The sequence below is a fragment of the Pseudomonas sp. P4_C8 genome (genome assembly GCF_056401975.1).
This window is the reverse complement of sequence record NZ_JBFUIH010000078.1, coordinates 1-16,499: the sequence shown is the minus strand read 5'-3', so window position 1 is coordinate 16,499 and position 16,499 is coordinate 1. Positions and strand designations below refer to the sequence as shown.

General features: G+C 58.9%; 17 protein-coding genes and 1 pseudogene. 11 read left to right on the top strand and 7 right to left on the bottom strand.

Annotated features, from left to right (window positions below):
- Positions 1 to 311: 311 nt before the first annotated feature.
- Positions 312 to 1,052, bottom strand: coding sequence for a response regulator (locus tag AC1DWM_RS29115; protein WP_223511171.1), 741 nt, complete (start codon positions 1,050 to 1,052; stop codon positions 312 to 314).
- A gap of 224 nt (positions 1,053 to 1,276) precedes the next feature.
- Between AC1DWM_RS29115 and AC1DWM_RS29110 the strand changes: the two genes are divergently transcribed.
- On the top strand, positions 1,277 to 2,338 hold the full coding sequence (locus tag AC1DWM_RS29110) for an alpha/beta fold hydrolase (protein ID WP_223511170.1): 1,062 nt from the start codon (positions 1,277 to 1,279) through the stop codon (positions 2,336 to 2,338).
- A 148-nt stretch (positions 2,339 to 2,486) separates the two neighbouring features.
- On the opposite strand, the gene ppnN is transcribed toward AC1DWM_RS29110, so the two are convergent.
- The gene (ppnN, locus tag AC1DWM_RS29105) at positions 2,487 to 3,860 is read right to left on the bottom strand and encodes a nucleotide 5'-monophosphate nucleosidase PpnN (RefSeq protein ID WP_223511169.1); all 1,374 of its coding nucleotides are present in this window, start codon (positions 3,858 to 3,860) and stop codon (positions 2,487 to 2,489) included.
- Between the two features lie 216 nt (positions 3,861 to 4,076).
- Between ppnN and AC1DWM_RS29100 the strand changes: the two genes are divergently transcribed.
- Complete coding sequence (locus AC1DWM_RS29100) at positions 4,077 to 4,604, top strand: DUF3087 domain-containing protein (RefSeq protein WP_223511168.1); 528 nt, start codon at positions 4,077 to 4,079, stop codon at positions 4,602 to 4,604.
- A 125-nt stretch (positions 4,605 to 4,729) separates the two neighbouring features.
- Entirely contained in the window at positions 4,730 to 6,307 is a 1,578-nt protein-coding gene (locus tag AC1DWM_RS29095; RefSeq protein WP_223511167.1) for a sensor domain-containing diguanylate cyclase, read from the top strand.
- Between the two features lie 2 nt (positions 6,308 to 6,309).
- Here the strand turns inward: AC1DWM_RS29095 and AC1DWM_RS29090 are convergent, their stop codons facing one another.
- The 3 genes from AC1DWM_RS29090 to AC1DWM_RS29080 form a co-directional block, all read right to left on the bottom strand.
- Positions 6,310 to 7,227, bottom strand: a complete 918-nt coding sequence (locus tag AC1DWM_RS29090; RefSeq protein ID WP_477796774.1) for a LysR family transcriptional regulator — start codon at positions 7,225 to 7,227, stop codon at positions 6,310 to 6,312.
- Between the two features lie 23 nt (positions 7,228 to 7,250).
- Entirely contained in the window at positions 7,251 to 7,625 is a 375-nt protein-coding gene (locus AC1DWM_RS29085) for a DUF2784 domain-containing protein (RefSeq protein WP_223511266.1), read from the bottom strand.
- A 76-nt stretch (positions 7,626 to 7,701) separates the two neighbouring features.
- Positions 7,702 to 8,634, bottom strand: a complete 933-nt coding sequence (locus AC1DWM_RS29080; protein WP_477796773.1) for a GGDEF domain-containing protein — start codon at positions 8,632 to 8,634, stop codon at positions 7,702 to 7,704.
- 186 nt (positions 8,635 to 8,820) lie between these two features.
- On the opposite strand from AC1DWM_RS29080, the gene AC1DWM_RS29075 reads away from it, so the two are divergent.
- From AC1DWM_RS29075 to AC1DWM_RS29065, 3 genes are read left to right on the top strand one after another with little or no spacing between them, the layout of a single operon-like run.
- Positions 8,821 to 9,522, top strand: a complete 702-nt coding sequence (locus AC1DWM_RS29075) for an AzlC family ABC transporter permease (RefSeq protein WP_223511164.1) — start codon at positions 8,821 to 8,823, stop codon at positions 9,520 to 9,522.
- Entirely contained in the window at positions 9,522 to 9,833 is a 312-nt protein-coding gene (locus tag AC1DWM_RS29070) for an AzlD domain-containing protein (RefSeq protein WP_162830874.1), read from the top strand. The genes AC1DWM_RS29075 and AC1DWM_RS29070 overlap by 1 nt, the downstream gene beginning before the upstream one ends.
- Positions 9,834 to 9,892: 59 nt before the next feature.
- On the top strand, positions 9,893 to 10,048 hold the full coding sequence (locus tag AC1DWM_RS29065; protein ID WP_223511163.1) for a hypothetical protein: 156 nt from the start codon (positions 9,893 to 9,895) through the stop codon (positions 10,046 to 10,048).
- Between the two features lie 117 nt (positions 10,049 to 10,165).
- Here the strand turns inward: AC1DWM_RS29065 and AC1DWM_RS29060 are convergent, their stop codons facing one another.
- On the bottom strand, positions 10,166 to 10,846 hold the full coding sequence (locus tag AC1DWM_RS29060; RefSeq protein WP_477796772.1) for an SOS response-associated peptidase family protein: 681 nt from the start codon (positions 10,844 to 10,846) through the stop codon (positions 10,166 to 10,168).
- Positions 10,847 to 11,072: 226 nt separating this feature from the next.
- Between AC1DWM_RS29060 and AC1DWM_RS29055 the strand changes: the two genes are divergently transcribed.
- Positions 11,073 to 11,972, top strand: a complete 900-nt coding sequence (locus AC1DWM_RS29055) for a polysaccharide deacetylase family protein (RefSeq protein WP_223511153.1) — start codon at positions 11,073 to 11,075, stop codon at positions 11,970 to 11,972.
- Here AC1DWM_RS29055 and AC1DWM_RS29050 read toward each other — a convergent pair.
- On the bottom strand, positions 11,969 to 12,859 hold the full coding sequence (locus tag AC1DWM_RS29050; RefSeq protein ID WP_477796771.1) for a LysR family transcriptional regulator: 891 nt from the start codon (positions 12,857 to 12,859) through the stop codon (positions 11,969 to 11,971). The two genes, AC1DWM_RS29055 and AC1DWM_RS29050, sit on opposite strands and share 4 nt — an antisense overlap.
- A 127-nt stretch (positions 12,860 to 12,986) precedes the next feature.
- On the opposite strand from AC1DWM_RS29050, the gene AC1DWM_RS29045 reads away from it, so the two are divergent.
- The 4 genes and pseudogenes from AC1DWM_RS29045 to AC1DWM_RS29030 all read left to right on the top strand — a co-directional run bounded on the left by AC1DWM_RS29045 (position 12,987) and on the right by AC1DWM_RS29030 (position 16,399).
- Positions 12,987 to 14,135 (top strand): muconate cycloisomerase family protein, encoded by a 1,149-nt coding sequence (locus tag AC1DWM_RS29045; RefSeq protein ID WP_477796770.1) that lies wholly within the window; start codon positions 12,987 to 12,989, stop codon positions 14,133 to 14,135.
- A 9-nt stretch (positions 14,136 to 14,144) separates the two neighbouring features.
- Complete coding sequence (catC, locus tag AC1DWM_RS29040) at positions 14,145 to 14,435, top strand: muconolactone Delta-isomerase (RefSeq protein ID WP_057715472.1); 291 nt, start codon at positions 14,145 to 14,147, stop codon at positions 14,433 to 14,435.
- Between the two features lie 55 nt (positions 14,436 to 14,490).
- Positions 14,491 to 15,321, top strand: a pseudogene (catA, locus tag AC1DWM_RS29035) (catechol 1,2-dioxygenase); the annotation flags it as partial.
- Between the two features lie 124 nt (positions 15,322 to 15,445).
- On the top strand, positions 15,446 to 16,399 hold the full coding sequence (locus AC1DWM_RS29030) for an AraC family transcriptional regulator (protein ID WP_317849296.1): 954 nt from the start codon (positions 15,446 to 15,448) through the stop codon (positions 16,397 to 16,399).
- Positions 16,400 to 16,499: the final 100 nt, after the last annotated feature.

Genomic DNA, 16,499 nt, shown 5'->3' with positions numbered 1-16,499 from the left:
TGCTATTTGCTATTTGCTATTTGCTATTTGCTATTTGCTATTTGCTATTTGCTATTTGCTATTTGCTATTTGCTATTTGCTATTTGCTATTTGCTATTTGCTATTTGCTATTTGCTATTTGCTATTTGCTATTTGCTATTTGCTATTTGCTATTTGCTATTTGCTATTTGCTATTAAATACTCATTAATTAGCGTGTCGGTGGCATATTTTAAATCTTGTCATGGCGCTATCCCCAAAGTACCGATAAGGCTCACCAGGAAAAACAGCGATAACCGGGACAGCAGCGTGTTCGGCGAATACAGGGAACACTTCATTGGGGTGCGCCGAGCAATTCCACAGGGTAAGAGAACACGTAGCCTTCACTGCGCACGGTCTTGATGTAGGTCGGCTCGCGTGAATCATCCAGCAGGCGCTGGCGCAATCGGCTTACCAGCAAATCGATGGAACGGTCGAACAGGTCGGAATCGCGGCCCTGGGTCAGGTTGAGCAATTGGTCACGGCTGAGCACGCGTTGCGGGTGATCGAGGAACACGCGCAGCAAGCGGTATTCCGCGCCACTGAGGGCGACCATGGTGCCGTCTTCATCCAGCAAGTGGCGAGCGGTGGTATCGAGGCGCCAGCGTCCGAAGCCGAGCAGCCGACCCGTTTCGGTGATCAGCAGGTTTGGCGGCAGCATCCGTGTGCGGCGCAATACCGCATTGATCCGCGCCAGCAGTTCGCGGGCGGCGAAGGGTTTGGTCAGGTAATCGTCGGCACCCATTTCCAGGCCGAGGATACGATCGGTTTCGTCATTGCGGGCGGTGAGCATCAGGATCGGTGTGGCTTTGTGTTTGCCTGCGCGTAATTCACGGCACAGCACCAGGCCGTCATCACCGGGCATCATCAGGTCCAGCACGATCAGGTCCACCTGATTGGTTTCCAGAAAATGGCGCATCTGCCGGCCGTCGGCAACCACAGTTGTGCGCAAGCCGTTTTTCTTCAGGTAATTGCCCACCAGCTCGCGAATCTCGCGATCGTCATCGACGATCAGGATGTGGTTCACATGCTCCATTGCTCAACCCTCTTGTTTTTCGCACGGTACGTATCACGGGGCGGTGCAGGGATTTGTATCGCACTGTATCAGGCGTTCTGTTTGACACCTTACGCCTTAATAACTCTGTTTTGACGACACATGGCAGATACTAGCGGGCGATTAAATGGCTTCCATCGAGGCAATGCGACTTGTCTCACATCCACCGCTAAAACCTCCGACAAATGACTTGTAGGGACATCACCATGAAGATGAATGTGTTGAGCCGTAAAACCGCATCACGCCGGCGCTTTATGGCGCCGACGATGCTCGCTTTCGCGCTGATGCAGTTTGGTGCCCTCGGCGCTGTCAATGCGCAAGCCGCCACCACGTCCGCAGAGCCGGCTGTGGCCAGTGCGGATTCGTATACCCCGTTCGGTCCGCTGAAGCACGTCAAGGCCGGTTTGCTGAATGTGGCTTACGCGCAGGTGGGGCCCGCCGATGGCCCCGTGGTGATTCTTCTGCATGGTTGGCCCTACGACATTCACAGTTACAGTGAAGTGGCGCCGCTGCTGGCGGCCAAGGGTTACCGGGTGTTGATTCCGTATGCACGGGGTTACGGCGACACGCATTTCCTGTCTGACAAGACCCTGCGCAACGGCCAACCCGCCGCGTTGGCCAGTGACGTCATCGACTTCATGGATGCGTTGAAGATCAAACAGGCTGTGCTCGGCGGCTACGACTGGGGCGCGCGTTCGGCGGACATCGTCTCGGCGCTGTGGCCGGAGCGGGTCAAGGCACTGGTGTCGGTGAGCGGCTACTTGATCGGCAATCAGGCCGCGGGGAAGAACCCGTTACCGCCCAAGGCCGAGTTGCAGTGGTGGTATCAGTTCTATTTTGCGACCGATCGCGGCCAGGCCGGTTACGAAAAAAACCGTCACGACTTCGCCAAGTTGATCTGGCAGCTGGCGTCCCCGAAATGGGCCTTTGACGACGCGACCTATGATCGCAGTGCGGCCGCCCTGGACAACCCGGACCATGTCGCTATCACGATCTTCAACTATCGCTGGCGGTTGGGCATGGTTCAGGGCGAGCCGCAATACGAAGCGTTGGAACAGCGGCTGGCCAAGGCACCTTCGATCACGGTGCCGACCATTACGATGGAAGGCGACGCCAACGGCGCACCGCACCCGGCGGCCGAGGATTACGCCAAGCGTTTTACTGGCAAGTATGAGTACCGACTGATCAATGGCGGCATCGGCCATAACCTGCCGCAGGAAGATCCACAGGCGTTTGCCAAAGCCGTGATCGACGCGGATCACCTTTAACCACACTGACAACTAATGTGGGAGCGAGCCTGCTCGCGATGAGGCCATGCCAGTCAACATTAATGTTGAATGACACACCGCTATCGTCGGAACGCCGCCCGGAGCCGGCTCGCTCCCACAGGGATATACAGTGTTGGTCAGGTCGAGGTTACGCCACAACCTGATAACACGGCACATATGCCGCGCCACCGGGCAGTTTCATCCGGTGTTGGGCGACGAAGGCTTTGAGCAGTTGATCCAGCGGATGCATGATCGCCGCATCACCACGGATCTGGTAAGGCCCGTGCTGTTCGATCAGGCGGATGCCCTTGTCCTTGACGTTGCCGGCGACAATGCCGGAGAACGCGCGCCGCAGGTTGGCCGCCAGTTCATGGGCGGGGAGGGCCTGGCTCAGTTTCAGGTTGGCCATGTTTTCGTGGGTCGGGTCGAACGGGCGCTGGAAGCCTTCGTCGATCTTCAGCAGCCAGTTGAAGTGGAACGCGTCATTGCGCTCGCGGCGGAACTGTTTGACCGCTTTAAGCCCCTGAGTCATCTGCCGTGCGACTTCAGCCGGATCGTCGATGATGATCTCGTAATGTTTCTTCGCGGCATCGCCCAGCGTGGCGCCGACGAACGCGTCCAGTTGTTGCAGATACGGGGCGGCATGTTTTGGCCCGGTGAGGACGACCGGGAAGGGCAGGCCTTGGTTGTCCGGGTGCATCAGGATGCCGAGCAGGTACAGGAACTCTTCGGCCGTGCCCGCGCCGCCCGGGAAAATGATGATGCCGTGGCCGACGCGCACGAACGCTTCCAGACGTTTTTCGATGTCCGGCAAGATCACCAGCTCATTGACGATCGGGTTTGGCGCTTCGGCGGCGATGATGCCCGGTTCGGTCAAACCGAGGTAACGCCCGCCGTGGATACGCTGTTTGGCGTGGGCGATGGTCGCGCCTTTCATCGGGCCTTTCATCACGCCGGGGCCGCAACCGGTGCAGATGTCGAGGCTGCGCAGACCCAGTTCGTGGCCGACTTTCTTGGTGTATTTGTATTCTTCGGTGTTGATCGAGTGGCCGCCCCAGCAGACCACGATCTTCGGCTCGACACCGGGGCGCAGGGTGCGGGCGTTGCGCAGCAAGTGGAACACGTAGTCGCTGATGCCTTGGGAGGTACTCAGGTCGATGCGCTGGCTGTCGAGTTCGTTTTCGGTGTAGACGATGTCACGCAAGGCGCTGAACAGCATCTCACGCGTGCTGGCGATCATTTCGCCGTCGACGAAGGCGTCGGCCGGTGCGTTCAGCAGTTCCAGGCGTACGCCGCGATCTTGCTGGTGGATGCGGATTTCAAAATCTTTGTAGGCTTCAAGGATGGTTTTGGCGTTGTCGACATGGGCGCCAGTGTTGAGGATCGCCAGGGCGCATTGGCGGAAGATGTCGTAGGTGCTGCCGGAACCGGCTTCGCTCAGTTGTTGGACTTCGCGTTGAGAAAGGGTTTCCAGGCTGCCTTTAGGGCTGACCGAGGCGTTGATTACTTGTCGTTGGGTCATTCAATGATCCTTAAAACGATGTCACTCACCGAGCCGCGCGAATGGCATCCGAATAGAGTGTATCCATGGATGAAGATGGCACGAACTGCGCTGTACCGCCATGTCCCCCGTTTGACGATGAAAAGATGAAAAGGAGCGTCAGCATAGCTAAATCCCTCGCAGAGGCGATAATGCCTGGCCTTCTTTTTTGCTCATGCCCCAAGGAACCCTGCCGCGATGTTCGAAATCCAGCCGAAGAATGCCCAAGCCTATCGACAACAGACGCGCCGCAGTACGGTGATTATTGCCCTGATTTTCCTGGCGCTGGCGATGGTGCTGTCCACGGCGGCGGTGGCGTTATTCGGTGAGCCCGACGGCGACAACCTGCGGTTCAACGTCGGCGGTGTGTTTATCGCGGTGTTGCTGATGGTGGCGCTGATGCGCGGCAAGTTCTGGAACCAGCCATGGATGGCGCCCGCGGTGTACGGCTGGCGGCTCAAGCGCAGCTTGATGAGCATCACAAACATCATGCATCAGGTCACCGCAGCGGTTGAGACGGGTGATCCGGTGGCCATGAAGCTGCTGCGTTTTTACCACCTGGGCTTGAACCAGATGCACGAACTGGACGGCAACTCCAGCGACCACAGTCAATTGATCCGCGAGATGGATCAGCACAAGGCGCGGATGGATGCGCTGGGCATCGACACCGATCAGACCCGTCTGGATCCGGCCTGGCTTGAGGCGGTGAAACAGTCGTCGAAGTAAGACTTTAGGGCGGATTCCCCACACAATCCCGTCATGAAGCTAGCAAATCGCCTATCTTGTTGCTGGAACGGCATTCAAAGGGCGAACAGGAAAAGTTGCCCTGTCATAACGAATCAGGGAACGTTATGGGGCATTCGTCCATTAAAGATCCAACTGAAAGCGCCCGTACCACCGCTTCGTGGAAGACCGGCCAGCGTGCGTCGAGGCTCAAGGTCCGCTACGCGGTAGTTCTGCTCGTGGCTGTGTGCCTGTCGATGACGGCAATCGTGATTTGGCAAGCCTGGAATTCGCGCCAGTACCATCTGCATGACAAAGAAGTGGCGATGTCCAACCTGGCGCAGACCCTGGCGTCGCAAACGCAAGCGTCGATAAAACAGGCCGATACGCTGCTGTTTGCCCTCGTGGACCGCGTTGAAAACGATGGTGTCGGTGCGCAACAACTGCCCAGATTGCAACGGTTGCTCAGCGCTGAACGCAGCGAGCTGAAGCAACTGCATGGCTTGTTCGTCTTTGACGAAGCGGGGCGCTGGATCGCCAACTCCAATGGCGCCGAGGTACCTGGCGCGAACAATTCCGACCGTGAATATTTCATTTTTCATCGTGACCATCCCGACCGCGGCCCGCATATCGGTCAATCGATAAAAAGTCGTTCGAGTGGTGAATGGATCATGACCGTGTCACGCCGGATCAATCATCCGGATGGTCGATTTGCCGGTGTGGCGCTGGCAACGATCTATCTCAGTCATTTCCTTGAGCTTTACAACAGTATCGATATGGGCCGCAACGGGGTGATCAGCCTGTTTGCCGATGATGCCAGCATTGTTGTGCGGCGGCCGTTCAATGAGGCTGACATTGGCATCAGCGTGGCCAAGGCGCCGCTGTTTACTCAACTGTTGCCCAAAGGCGATTCCGGCACGGCCACCGTCAAGTCATATGTGGACGGTGTGGAACGGGTGGTGGGGTTTCGGCGGGTCAGCGGGTATCCGCTGATCATCTTTGCCGCGCTGGACAAGGAGGAAGTCCTGGTCGGCTGGCGCAAAGAGACGGCATTGAGCGCAGGTATCGTGGTTTCGCTACTGCTGTTTCTGGGCGGGCTTGGTTACCGCCTCATTCACGTCATGAAGCAGCAACAACACGTCCAGCGTGTGTTGCTCGATGGCCAGGAAAAACTCATCGAGGTCAATCGTAGCCTTGAATTGCTGGCCCTTGAGGATGCGTTGACCGGTCTGTCCAACCGGCGTCAGTTCGACGTGTTTATCCTCGCGGAAATGGGCCGCGCACGGCGCACGCTGACTGACCTTGCCATGCTGATGATCGATGTTGATCACTTCAAGAGCTTCAATGATCGTTATGGTCATGTGGCCGGCGATGAGTGTTTGCGCCGGATCAGCGCGATCATCAAGGACAACATCAAGCGCCCCGGCGACCTTGCCGCGCGTTATGGCGGCGAAGAGTTCTCGGTGGTGCTGCCTGGCACCGACTATGCGGGCGCTTTTCTGGTGGCCGAAAACATCCGCCACGCGGTACTGCGGGCGGACATTGCGCACTGCGAAAGTCCGGAGGGCAGGGTAACGGTCAGTATCGGTGTTTGCGCCTACAACCCGGCCTCGCAGGACCAACCCGATGATTTGGTCAGTGCGGCGGACAAGGCGCTGTATGTGGCCAAGACCAGCGGGCGCAACATGAGTGTCACTGCCAACTGAGTTCAGACAAACCGGTCGCTACCCTGAACCAGTTGGGTGCAGAGGTACGATTGCTTGAGTTTTTCCAGCCACCAGCCCAATGCACGACCGTCATGATCGCCGCGCCAGCCGGCATACAGAATGTTCGGTTCGCGCGGGTCGGCCATCTGTTTTTCGACCAGGGTGCCGTTTTTCAATAACGAGCCCACCCGGTGCCGGGGCAGCCAGCCGACGCCCAGCCCATCGCATTGAGCCAGGACTTTTGCGCGCATGGTCGGTACCGCGAGCACTGGTTGGCCGCCAGAGACGCCGTAGGTGCTGCCCTCCGTGACCCTTGAAGAATCGGCCACGACAATCGCTCGGTGCTGCGCCACCATCGCCCGTGAAATAGGCTCTTTGGCCTTGGCCAGTGGGTGTTTGGGAGACACTGCGAACACCCACTCCATTTCCCCCAATTGCATCCAGCGCAGGGTCGGGATCGCCGGCGGCTCGTTGGTGGCGCCGATGATCAAGTCCGCACGGCCTTCTCGCAGGGCTTCCCAAACGCCTTTGAGCACCTCCTGCGTGATGCGCAGCGGTACGCCGGATTCCAGCGCGTCGAATTCGTGGATCACTGGTATCAAGGCTTCGAATTCAAGCAATTCGTCGGTGACAATCCATAACCGGCTTTCCCAGCCGTTGGCCACTTGCTGGACTCGCTGGGTCAGCCGGGACACGTCCTGCATCAACCGCGCCRCTTCGTTCACCAGCAACTCGCCAGCCGGGGTGAGCTGCAAGCGGTAACGACGGCGATCGAAGAGCAACGCGTCGAAGCGCTCCTCCAGTTGCCGCGCAGCGTAGGACACGGTCGACGGCGCCTTGCCCAAGTGAGCGGCGGCCCGCGACAGGCTGCCGGTCTCGCGGATGGCCTGGAGCAGACTCAGGTCTTCAATCGACAACATGGACTCAATCCTCGGCGCTTGTTTCAGGCGGCCCGGCGCAATTTCCACAGCCTGATCAGCCGAAGATAGACCAGCACGTTGATAGCCAGCACTACGCTGCCCAGCGTCAACTGAATCGCGGGCGTCAGGCCAGCCGGGTAAATGACCGGCCACACGTAGTGTTCGATAAAGCCGCCCCCGTAGCCGTTTTGCCCGGCCGCCTGGCGCATGAGATTTTCCCACTGGGTCAGCGGGCAGGTCAGGTGCAAGACTTCAACCGTCACGCCCCACGCGGCGGCGGGCAGGTGCGCCCAGATCAGCGACCGCCATTTGAGCACCAGCAGCCCGCCGAACAGCACGAACAGAATGAACAACAGATGAAACAGCACCAGCCCGTCGGCGGCGATCCGGTAAAGCATGTCGCCTCCCTGACCTGTCATGCGAATCACTTCATGGTACTCGGGCGTCGGCGGCGGCTCTATGGGTTCCAGGAGTTCAACGAAAATCAGCAAACTCGGCGCGCATCCGGCCGTTGTGTTTGGCCCGATAGAGCAACTTGTCGACTTGCTCGATGAACTCCAGTGCGGTCGCTTGCAGCGGGGCGACGGTGGTGCCGACGCCCAGGCTCACGCTCAATAGCGGCGAAGCCGGCGAAAACTCATGAAGAATGTGTTGCTGGCGAATCAGGTGCAGGCATTTGCGAGCCACCAGCCGTGCGGACTCGGCATCGGTTTCCGGGAGCAGCCAGACGAATTCTTCGCCGCCGATCCGGGCAATGAAATCACGCGGTCGATTGGCTGCCAGCGACAACGTCTGGGCCACCTGACGCAGGCATTCGTCACCTTTGATGTGTCCATAGTGATCGTTGAATTGCTTGAAATAGTCGATGTCCATGATCAGCAACGAAAGCGGCAGGCCCGTGCGCTGGGCATTGCCCCATTCGCGCTCCATCACGGTGTCGAACATGCGCCGGTTGGCAATACCGGTGAGGCCGTCCTGGAAGGAATACTCTTCGAGTTGCTTCTGCAGCCGGCTCAAATGCTCTTCGGTTCTCTTGCGCTCGCTGATGTCGAACATGAAGCCCACCAGCGCTTCCACTTCACCGTCCTTGCGCACCACGTGCACCACGTCGCGAATCCACACGTAGTCGCCTTGTTGAGTCAGCGCCCGATAATCCGCCTCATGATCGACCCCTGCGCGCGATTGCGAGACGCAGAACTCCACCACGTAATCCCGATCGTCCGGGTGCATGCGCTCGACCCAGTCGTTGACCGTCGCCCAACTGTCTTGCTTCCAGCCCAACAGCGCTTCGATCTGCGGGCCTATGTAGCTGAACGTCATGGTGTTCCAGTCGATCCGCCAAGGAATTGCATTGGTTGACTCAAGCAGGGTTTTATAGACATCACTATCGGGTTCGACTGAGCTCATGCAGGGCCTGGCCTCAAGGAAAAATGCAGCGCCATCATGTTGCTACTATCGAGGCGAATCAAGCGCCCAGCCGATGAATGGAACAGCTTTGCTGTCTACGCTCTCAGCACTGGTGCGCAAGATTGTTCAAGCCTTCCGGCGCGACTGCTGGCAAAGTCTCGGGTCTTTCACTGGTTGTAGGGCGTTATGTCTAATTTACTCATGCCGCGCAGTGCCTTTCTGCGTGGCGCCGCGGCGATCATGCCGCTGTCCCTGGCCACCGCGCCATGGGGCTTGCTGGCCGGGTCCATGGCCATTGAGGCCAACCTCACGCCGCTGCAAGGGCAGGGGCTGTCGAGCATCGTGTTTGCCGGCGCCGCGCAGTTGGTCGCCATCGGCATGCTCAAGGGCGGTGCCGGGATCTTTTCGATTTTGCTGACTACCGTATTGCTGACGTCACAGCATTTGCTTTATGGCATGAGCATGCGGTCGGTGATTTCGCCGTTGCCGGGGCGTTGGCGGGTGGGGCTGGGCTTTTTGCTCACCGACGAACTGTTTGCCCTCACCAGTCAGCACGATAAACAGCAATTCAATCGCTGGTACGCGCTGGGGGTCGGGCTGACGTTTTATATCGCCTGGAACCTGTTCACCCTGGCAGGCATCGTGCTGGGCAGCAGCATTCCGGGATTGGAGCATTTGGGGCTGGACTTCTCCATCGCCGCCACCTTCATCGCGTTGATCACGCCGGTGGTGCGCAGCGTGCCCACCGTGGTGTGTGTCGCGGTGTCGCTGTTCTGCTCGGTGTTGTTCAGCTACTGGCAATGGGGTTCGGCGCTGGTGCTGTCCGGATTGGCGGGCATGACCGCGGGCTTTATCTGCAACAAACTCTACAGGGGGCGCGCAGCATGATGGTGTGGGCGGTGATTATCGGAATGGGCGTACTGGTATTTCTCAACCGCTACGTGTTTCTCGAACCCCGGTTGCCGGTGCGCCTGAGCAGCAATGCCCGGCAATTCCTCGGTTTCGCCGTACCGGGAATGTTGACCGCGATCTGCGGGCCGATTGTGTTCATGCCCGACAAACAGCTGAACTTGCAGTGGGACAACCCCTACCTGATCAGTTCGCTGGTGGCGGTGGGGCTGGTGCTTTACACCCGCAACACCTTGCTCAGCATGCTGTTGAGCATGGGTTTTTTCTTCTTGCTGCGCTGGTGGCTCTGAATCGAGCGCTCGAATTTGTTCTAAGCTTAATAAGTCCCTTCACAGGAAGAGAGGTGCGCATGGCCAATGATCCCAAACGTCCGGACCCGGATGAAGAGATGGATGAACCCACGGAAGAAGACATCGAACGTGAGAACCCTCCGCCCCAGACCTGGAAGCATGACGACAGTCGAGAGTTGTCGGAGCGTGATATAGAAATGCCATTAAAGCCCTGAGAGGGTAACGCATACAGAGAGCCCCGCTATCAAGCGGGGCTTTTCTTTGGGCGATTGTTAAGCTGCTACAGAATTTGCGTTATCGCAGAAATTGCTTAGCGGTCCACAATTTCTGCGTCAAATAAGCTTTTTTATCAATGCGCTACTCTGGTTTCTGACATTGCCGACGGCTTTGTCGACCCTGTACCACTCGAATATTTCGCTGGTTTCACCCTGTAAAAGCACTATCTGTTCGGCGCGTTCTTTTGGGGTGGCCGGGTCGAGCCATTCACGCGCCAGTTCCGCTGACAACACCACCGGCCTGCGGTCATGAATGTCTAGCATGCCGCCTGCGCTGTCCGCCGTGATGATGACAAAACCGTCGTCGCCGCGCGGTTCGTTGCCAGCACCGGGAAACTGGCCAATGGCTGCACAGTAACTCGGTGCGCCGTCCCGTCGGCGAATCAGCCAGGGCACTCGCGTCGAATCGCCGGCATCGACCCATTCGAACCAGTTGTCGATCGGTGCAATCGCCCGGTGCGGCCAGATCGCCCGGAAGAACGGGCCATGAGCGACTTTCTCCACCCGCGCATTGATCGGCGCCGCGCGATCTTTCGCCCAGTGCGGGCGCCAGCCCCAGCGCACCGGATCGGCGTGCAACCCGTCAGGCTCAAGGTGCAACAGGGCGAGTTGGGTAGTGGGTGCCGCGTTGTAGCGGGCCAGGGGTTCATCCCCGACGTGATTGATCATCGCATCGGGAATGCTCAGCACGGCGACAAAATCGTGAATGCCACGGTACTGCGACAGTCGTCCACACATCGGCTGACCCTGCGGTAGAAAGCTGTGACGGGAATGTTCAGCTTAGCTTTCGGATCACGAGTGAGTGTCTTGGCGCAGTAAGCGAGGAGGGTGGGCGGCGGAACCAAACACTGTGTACCCTGATCCAACCTCGGCCCGCGAAACTGGCGGGCCGGCGAAGGATGAACGGGCGAAGGATTTTTGCCATTTGATGAGTTGACCGTCACGGTCTGATCCAAGGCAAAACATGAAACAGTTGTACAAAGTGTTCTGCGCACTCGCCATCGCCGTCGGGCTGGCAGGCTGCATCGCCGCACCCATCGAACTGACCCCGCAGACGGAACAACGTCTACAGGCGCAGGCACCGATTCGTTTTCTGCTGACCTACGACGACGGTCCCAGCGCTTCGAGTTTCTGGAACCCCACCGCGACCGTGCTCGACAGCCTGAAGGACAATCCTCTGCAGCCGAACATCAAAGCGGTGTTTTTCGTGCAGACCGGCGCGCCAAGGGCCGGCGACAGTGATATCGGGCGCGAGCTCATGCATCGCGAACATGCAGAAGGACAGGTGCTGGGATTTCACACGGCTACCCACTGGCACACCAATCATCGCTCGCTGAGCCCGCAAGAACTGGAACAGGCGCTGAGCAAAGGCAGTGCAGACATCGCGGCCATCACCGGTGCGCCGCCGACCCTGGTTCGTCCGCCATTCTGGAACTACGACAAACGCGTCTTCGCCGCTTATCAGCAGCACGGCATGCATGTGTTGCTAACCGATTTAAGCGCCAATGACGGCAAAATCTGGGGCTTCAACGCCAGCCCCCGGCGTCGGTCTCATATGCTGCGCTCGATGTCTGAAGTGCGTGAGCGCATCGCGCTGGGTGAGTTGCCGACCGTGGATGGGGTGATTCCGGTGGTGGTGACCTTCCACGACCTCAATCGCTACACCGCCCGACACACCCGGGAATACCTGCAAATCCTGATCGACAGCGCCAAGGCCACCGGCGTGCCACTGGCGCAAAAACCGTTTTATGACGATCACGACGCCGTGCTGCGCGCGGCGATGGCGCGCACCGTCAAGGACAGTTCGCAGCCAGTAGAACTGCCGGGTTTCTGGAACTGGTTCTGGGACAAAAATTCCCATTAAAACCTTGCCTGCGGTTGCAGTTCTTCGATCACCTTCAAACAATGATTCAACCCCGGTGAGACATCGCCCACGCGCCGACTGAGAATGATCGGCGAGGTGGCGTTGTCTTCCAGCAACGGGGTGAATCCAATGTCGTCGCGGTGCAGCAGCTGCACCGAGGCCGGCACCAGCGTGACGCCGATCCCGGCCCCTACCAGACCGATTGCCGTTTGCAGTTCATTGGTCCATTGCGCCACGTGAATGCTCACGCCATAGGACTCGAACAGGGCAATCACATGGTCGGCATAGCTGGGGCGCGGATTGCCCGGGTACAGCACAAAGGGTTCTTTGGACAGTTGGCGAAGGCTGACCGGTCCGGCCAGCAGGGGATGGCCTGCGGGCAGGGCGGCGACCAGCCGGTCTTCGGTGAGCACCGTTTGAATGATCGCCGGGTCGTCGATGCGAATTCGCCCGAAGCCGATATCAATACGCCCGGCTTTGAGTGCTTGCACTTGTTGCAGCGTGGTCATCTCCGAAAGCCCCAACTCAAGCTCCAGAGGCTCGCCGCTGCGCAGACGGCGGATCAGTTCCGGCAGCACACCGTACAGGGTCGAAGGCGCGAAGCCGATGCCCAGCCAGGTCTTTTCCCCCAGGCCGATCCGCCGCGTGTTGTCGCAGACCTTGTTCAGTTGTTCAAGCAGGGCGGTGGAGTGCTCATGGAAAAACCGCCCGGCCTCCGTCAGCTTCAGCGGCCGGCCACGCTCCAGCAAAAGCACCCCGAGTTCATCTTCCAGTTGCTGAATCTGCCGGCTCAGGGGCGGTTGAGCGATGTGCAGCAGTTCGGCGGCGCGGGTGAAATTCAGGGATTGAGCCAACACCTGAAAATACCGCAGGTGACGCAGTTCCATGGGGCCTCCGGGTGTTTGTCGGTTGCATACCTTAAAGGTATCAAGTCAGACCAATTCTATATTGGCTTCCCGAAAAAAGCCGTACGAGAATCGGTTCCAGAACTTTAAGAACCTGACGGGTATCGACATGCGTGCAACAGCCATTGAATCGATCGAGACGATCATCGTCGATCTGCCGACCATCCGCCCGCACAAGCTGGCGATGCACACTATGCAGAATCAGACCCTGGTGATCATCCGTGTGCGCTGCGCCGATGGCATTGAAGGGATCGGTGAATCCACCACCATCGGTGGCCTGGCCTATGGCAACGAAAGCCCGGACAGCATCAAGACCAACATTGACACACACTTTGCGCCCCTGCTGATCGGCCAGGACAGCGGCAATGTGAATGCCGCCATGTTGCGTCTGGAACGCAGCATTCGCGGCAATACCTTTGCCAAATCCGGGATCGAAACCGCGCTGCTCGACGCCCAGGGCAAGCGCCTCGGCCTGCCGGTCAGCGAGTTGCTGGGCGGGCGTGTCCGTGATGCCTTGCCGGTGGCCTGGACCCTGGCCAGCGGCGACACCGAAAAAGACATCGCCGAAGCGGAAAAAATGCTCGACCTGCGCCGCCATCGGATCTTCAAGCTGAAAATCGGTGCCGGTGAAACCAACCGCGACCTGGCCCACGTCATTGCGATCAAAAAAGCCCTGGGCGATCGCGCCAGCGTGCGGGTCGATGTCAATCAGGCCTGGGACGAAGCGGTCGCGTTGCGCGCTTGCCGGATCCTCGGCACCAACGGCATCGACCTGATCGAACAGCCGATCTCGCGCAACAACCGCGCCGGCATGGCGCGTCTGAATGCGATGAGCCCGGCGCCGATCATGGCCGACGAGTCCATCGAATGCGTGGAAGACGCCTTTAACCTGGCGCGCGAAGGGGCTGCGTCGGTGTTTGCCTTGAAGATCGCCAAGAACGGCGGCCCCCGCGCCGTGTTGCGCACTGCCGCGATTGCCGAAGCAGCCGGCATCGCCCTGTACGGCGGCACCATGCTGGAAGGCGGCCTCGGCACGATGGCCTCGGCGCATGCCTTTATCACCCTGAACAAACTGGCCTGGGACACCGAACTGTTCGGTCCCTTGCTGCTGACCGAAGACATTCTCAGCGAGCCGCTGGTTTATCGCGATTTCGAGTTGCATGTCCCGCAAACACCGGGCCTGGGCCTGAGTCTGGATGAAGAACGCCTGGCGTTTTTCCGTCGCGACAAAACATCCACTTCCGTTCATCAAGCCTGAGGAGAGATCATGCTATTCCACGTAAAAATGACCGTGAATCTACCGGTCGACATGAACCCCGAAGTCGCCGCCAAGCTGAAGGCTGACGAGAAAGCCCTGGCCCAGCGCCTGCAAGAGCAGGGCAAGTGGCGCCACCTGTGGCGCATCGCCGGGCACTATGCCAACTACAGCGTATTCGATGTCGACAGCGTTCAAGAACTGCATGACCTGCTGATGCAACTGCCGCTGTTTCCGTACATGGCGATCGAGATCGACGCGATGTGCCGGCATCCTTCTTCGATTCGCGACGATGACCGCTGAGCCCAGCCTGCTCAGTTCGCTACGCTAATAATTACAAGATGAGGAACCCAACAAAATGAACGTCAAGATCTCCCACACTGCCGAAGTCCAGAAGTTTCTCGAAGAGGCCAGCGGCCTGCACAACGATGCCGGCAATCCGCGGGCCAAGGCCCTGATCTACCGCATCCTGCGTGATTCGGTAAACATCATCGAAGACCTCGCCGTGACCCCGGAAGAGTTCTGGAGAGCCGTTAACTACCTTAACGTACTGGGCGCGCGTCAGGAGGCCGGGCTGATCGTCGCCGGGCTCGGTCTGGAGCATTACCTCGACCTGCTGATGGACGCCGAAGACGAACAGGCCGGTAAATCCGGCGGCACGCCACGCACCATCGAAGGCCCGCTGTACGTGGCCGGTGCGCCGTTGTCCGAAGGCGAAGCGCGTCTCGATGATGGTCTCGATCCGGGTGTGACGCTGTTCATGCAAGGGCGCGTGTTCAACACCGCCGGCGAACCCCTGGCCGGTGCCGTGGTAGATGTCTGGCACGCCAACACCGGTGGCACTTACTCGTACTTCGATACCACGCAATCGGAATTCAACCTGCGCCGCCGGATCGTCACCGATGCCGAAGGTCGCTATCGTTTCCGCAGCATCGTGCCGTCGGGTTATGGCTGCCCGCCGGACGGTCCGACCCAGCAACTGCTCGATCAACTGGGCCGTCACGGCCAACGCCCGGCTCACTTGCACTTCTTTATCTCGGCGCCGGATCATCGCCACCTGACGACCCAGATCAACCTCGATGGCGATCAATACCTGCACGACGATTTCGCCTACGCCACCCGTGATGAGTTGATCGCCAAAATCACTTTCAGCGACGATCAACAACGCGCAGCGGCGTATGGTGTCACTCCGCTTTCGCGAGCAGGCTCGCTCCCACATGGGCTTCGGTCAACTGTCCGGAAATGTCTCAGGCGCCTGACGTGCTGTTCTAGAATGGACCGACGCAACTCATAACAACAATGAGAGTGACCCGATGATGCACGCGCAACTGTTGAGTCAGCGCAGCAGAGTATTCGACCATGCCGACCCTTATGCGGTATCGGGTTACGTCAATCAGCATGTCGGCAACCATTGCATCCTGATGCCCAAGGTCGGTCGCCCCTTGGCCAGCCTCGATCACCGCAAGTTCGCCAGCCTGGACCTGTGCCGCATCAGTTACGGCGCCAGCGTGCGGGTGACGTCGGGCGCACTCGACAGCATTTATCATCTGCAAGTGCTGCTGCGGGGCAACTGTCTGTCGCGTGGACGAGGTCAGGAGCATTACTTCGCGCCGGGTGAGTTGCTGCTGATCAACCCCGACGAACCGGTCGATCTGACCTATTCCGACGATTGCGAAAAATTCATCCTCAAAGTCCCCACCCGGCTGTTTGAATCCGTATGTGATGAACAGCGCTGGCGTTATCCGGGGCAGGGCGTGCGGTTCCTGGAGAACCGTTACCAGCTCGATGAACTGGAAGGTTTTGTCAGCTTGCTGGCGATGATTTGCCAGGAAGCCGAAGCCACCGAGCAGATCCCCCGCGTGCAGGAACACTACGCGCAGATTATCGTCAGCAAGATGCTCAGCCTGATGAAAACCAACGTTATCCGCAGTAGCCTGGGTTCGCCCACGTTCGAGGTGATTGCCGATTACATCGCACGCCACCTCAAGCAAGACATCGACGGTGAAGAACTGGCGCGCCAGGCGCGGATGAGTCTGCGTTCGTTGTATGGGTTGTTCGAGCGCAACGCGGGAATGTCACCGCAAAACTACATCCGGCAGAAGAAGCTCGAGCGCATCAACCTGTGCCTGAGCGACCCGACGTGCAACGTGCGCAACGTCACCGAAGTGGCCATGGATTATGGCTTCCTGCACCTTGGCCGGTTCTCCGACAGCTACCGCAAACAGTTCGGCGAACTGCCCTCCGACACCCTCAAGCGCCGGCACTGACCCGCCACACATCCCTGTAGCAGCTGTCGAGCCTGCGAGGCTGCGTTCGAGTGCGTAGCGCTCGCAAATGGGTTCGCACGGAGTTTCAGCGGAGTTTCAG

Excerpts from the sequence above, each read along its gene's own strand:
- AC1DWM_RS29115 (WP_223511171.1), bottom strand. The coding sequence starts at position 1,052 with ATGGAGCATGTGAACCACATCCTGATCGTCGATGACGATCGCGAGATT.
- AC1DWM_RS29110 (WP_223511170.1), top strand. The coding sequence starts at position 1,277 with ATGAAGATGAATGTGTTGAGCCGTAAAACCGCATCACGCCGGCGCTTT.
- ppnN (WP_223511169.1), bottom strand. The coding sequence starts at position 3,860 with ATGACCCAACGACAAGTAATCAACGCCTCGGTCAGCCCTAAAGGCAGC.
- AC1DWM_RS29100 (WP_223511168.1), top strand. The coding sequence starts at position 4,077 with ATGTTCGAAATCCAGCCGAAGAATGCCCAAGCCTATCGACAACAGACG.
- AC1DWM_RS29095 (WP_223511167.1), top strand. The coding sequence starts at position 4,730 with ATGGGGCATTCGTCCATTAAAGATCCAACTGAAAGCGCCCGTACCACC.
- AC1DWM_RS29085 (WP_223511266.1), bottom strand. The coding sequence starts at position 7,625 with ATGCTTTACCGGATCGCCGCCGACGGGCTGGTGCTGTTTCATCTGTTG.
- AC1DWM_RS29080 (WP_477796773.1), bottom strand. The coding sequence starts at position 8,634 with ATGAGCTCAGTCGAACCCGATAGTGATGTCTATAAAACCCTGCTTGAG.
- AC1DWM_RS29075 (WP_223511164.1), top strand. The coding sequence starts at position 8,821 with ATGTCTAATTTACTCATGCCGCGCAGTGCCTTTCTGCGTGGCGCCGCG.
- AC1DWM_RS29070 (WP_162830874.1), top strand. The coding sequence starts at position 9,522 with ATGGTGTGGGCGGTGATTATCGGAATGGGCGTACTGGTATTTCTCAAC.
- AC1DWM_RS29065 (WP_223511163.1), top strand. The coding sequence starts at position 9,893 with ATGGCCAATGATCCCAAACGTCCGGACCCGGATGAAGAGATGGATGAA.
- AC1DWM_RS29060 (WP_477796772.1), bottom strand. The coding sequence starts at position 10,846 with ATGTGTGGACGACTGTCGCAGTACCGTGGCATTCACGATTTTGTCGCC.
- AC1DWM_RS29055 (WP_223511153.1), top strand. The coding sequence starts at position 11,073 with ATGAAACAGTTGTACAAAGTGTTCTGCGCACTCGCCATCGCCGTCGGG.
- AC1DWM_RS29050 (WP_477796771.1), bottom strand. The coding sequence starts at position 12,859 with ATGGAACTGCGTCACCTGCGGTATTTTCAGGTGTTGGCTCAATCCCTG.
- AC1DWM_RS29045 (WP_477796770.1), top strand. The coding sequence starts at position 12,987 with ATGCGTGCAACAGCCATTGAATCGATCGAGACGATCATCGTCGATCTG.
- catC (WP_057715472.1), top strand. The coding sequence starts at position 14,145 with ATGCTATTCCACGTAAAAATGACCGTGAATCTACCGGTCGACATGAAC.
- AC1DWM_RS29030 (WP_317849296.1), top strand. The coding sequence starts at position 15,446 with ATGATGCACGCGCAACTGTTGAGTCAGCGCAGCAGAGTATTCGACCAT.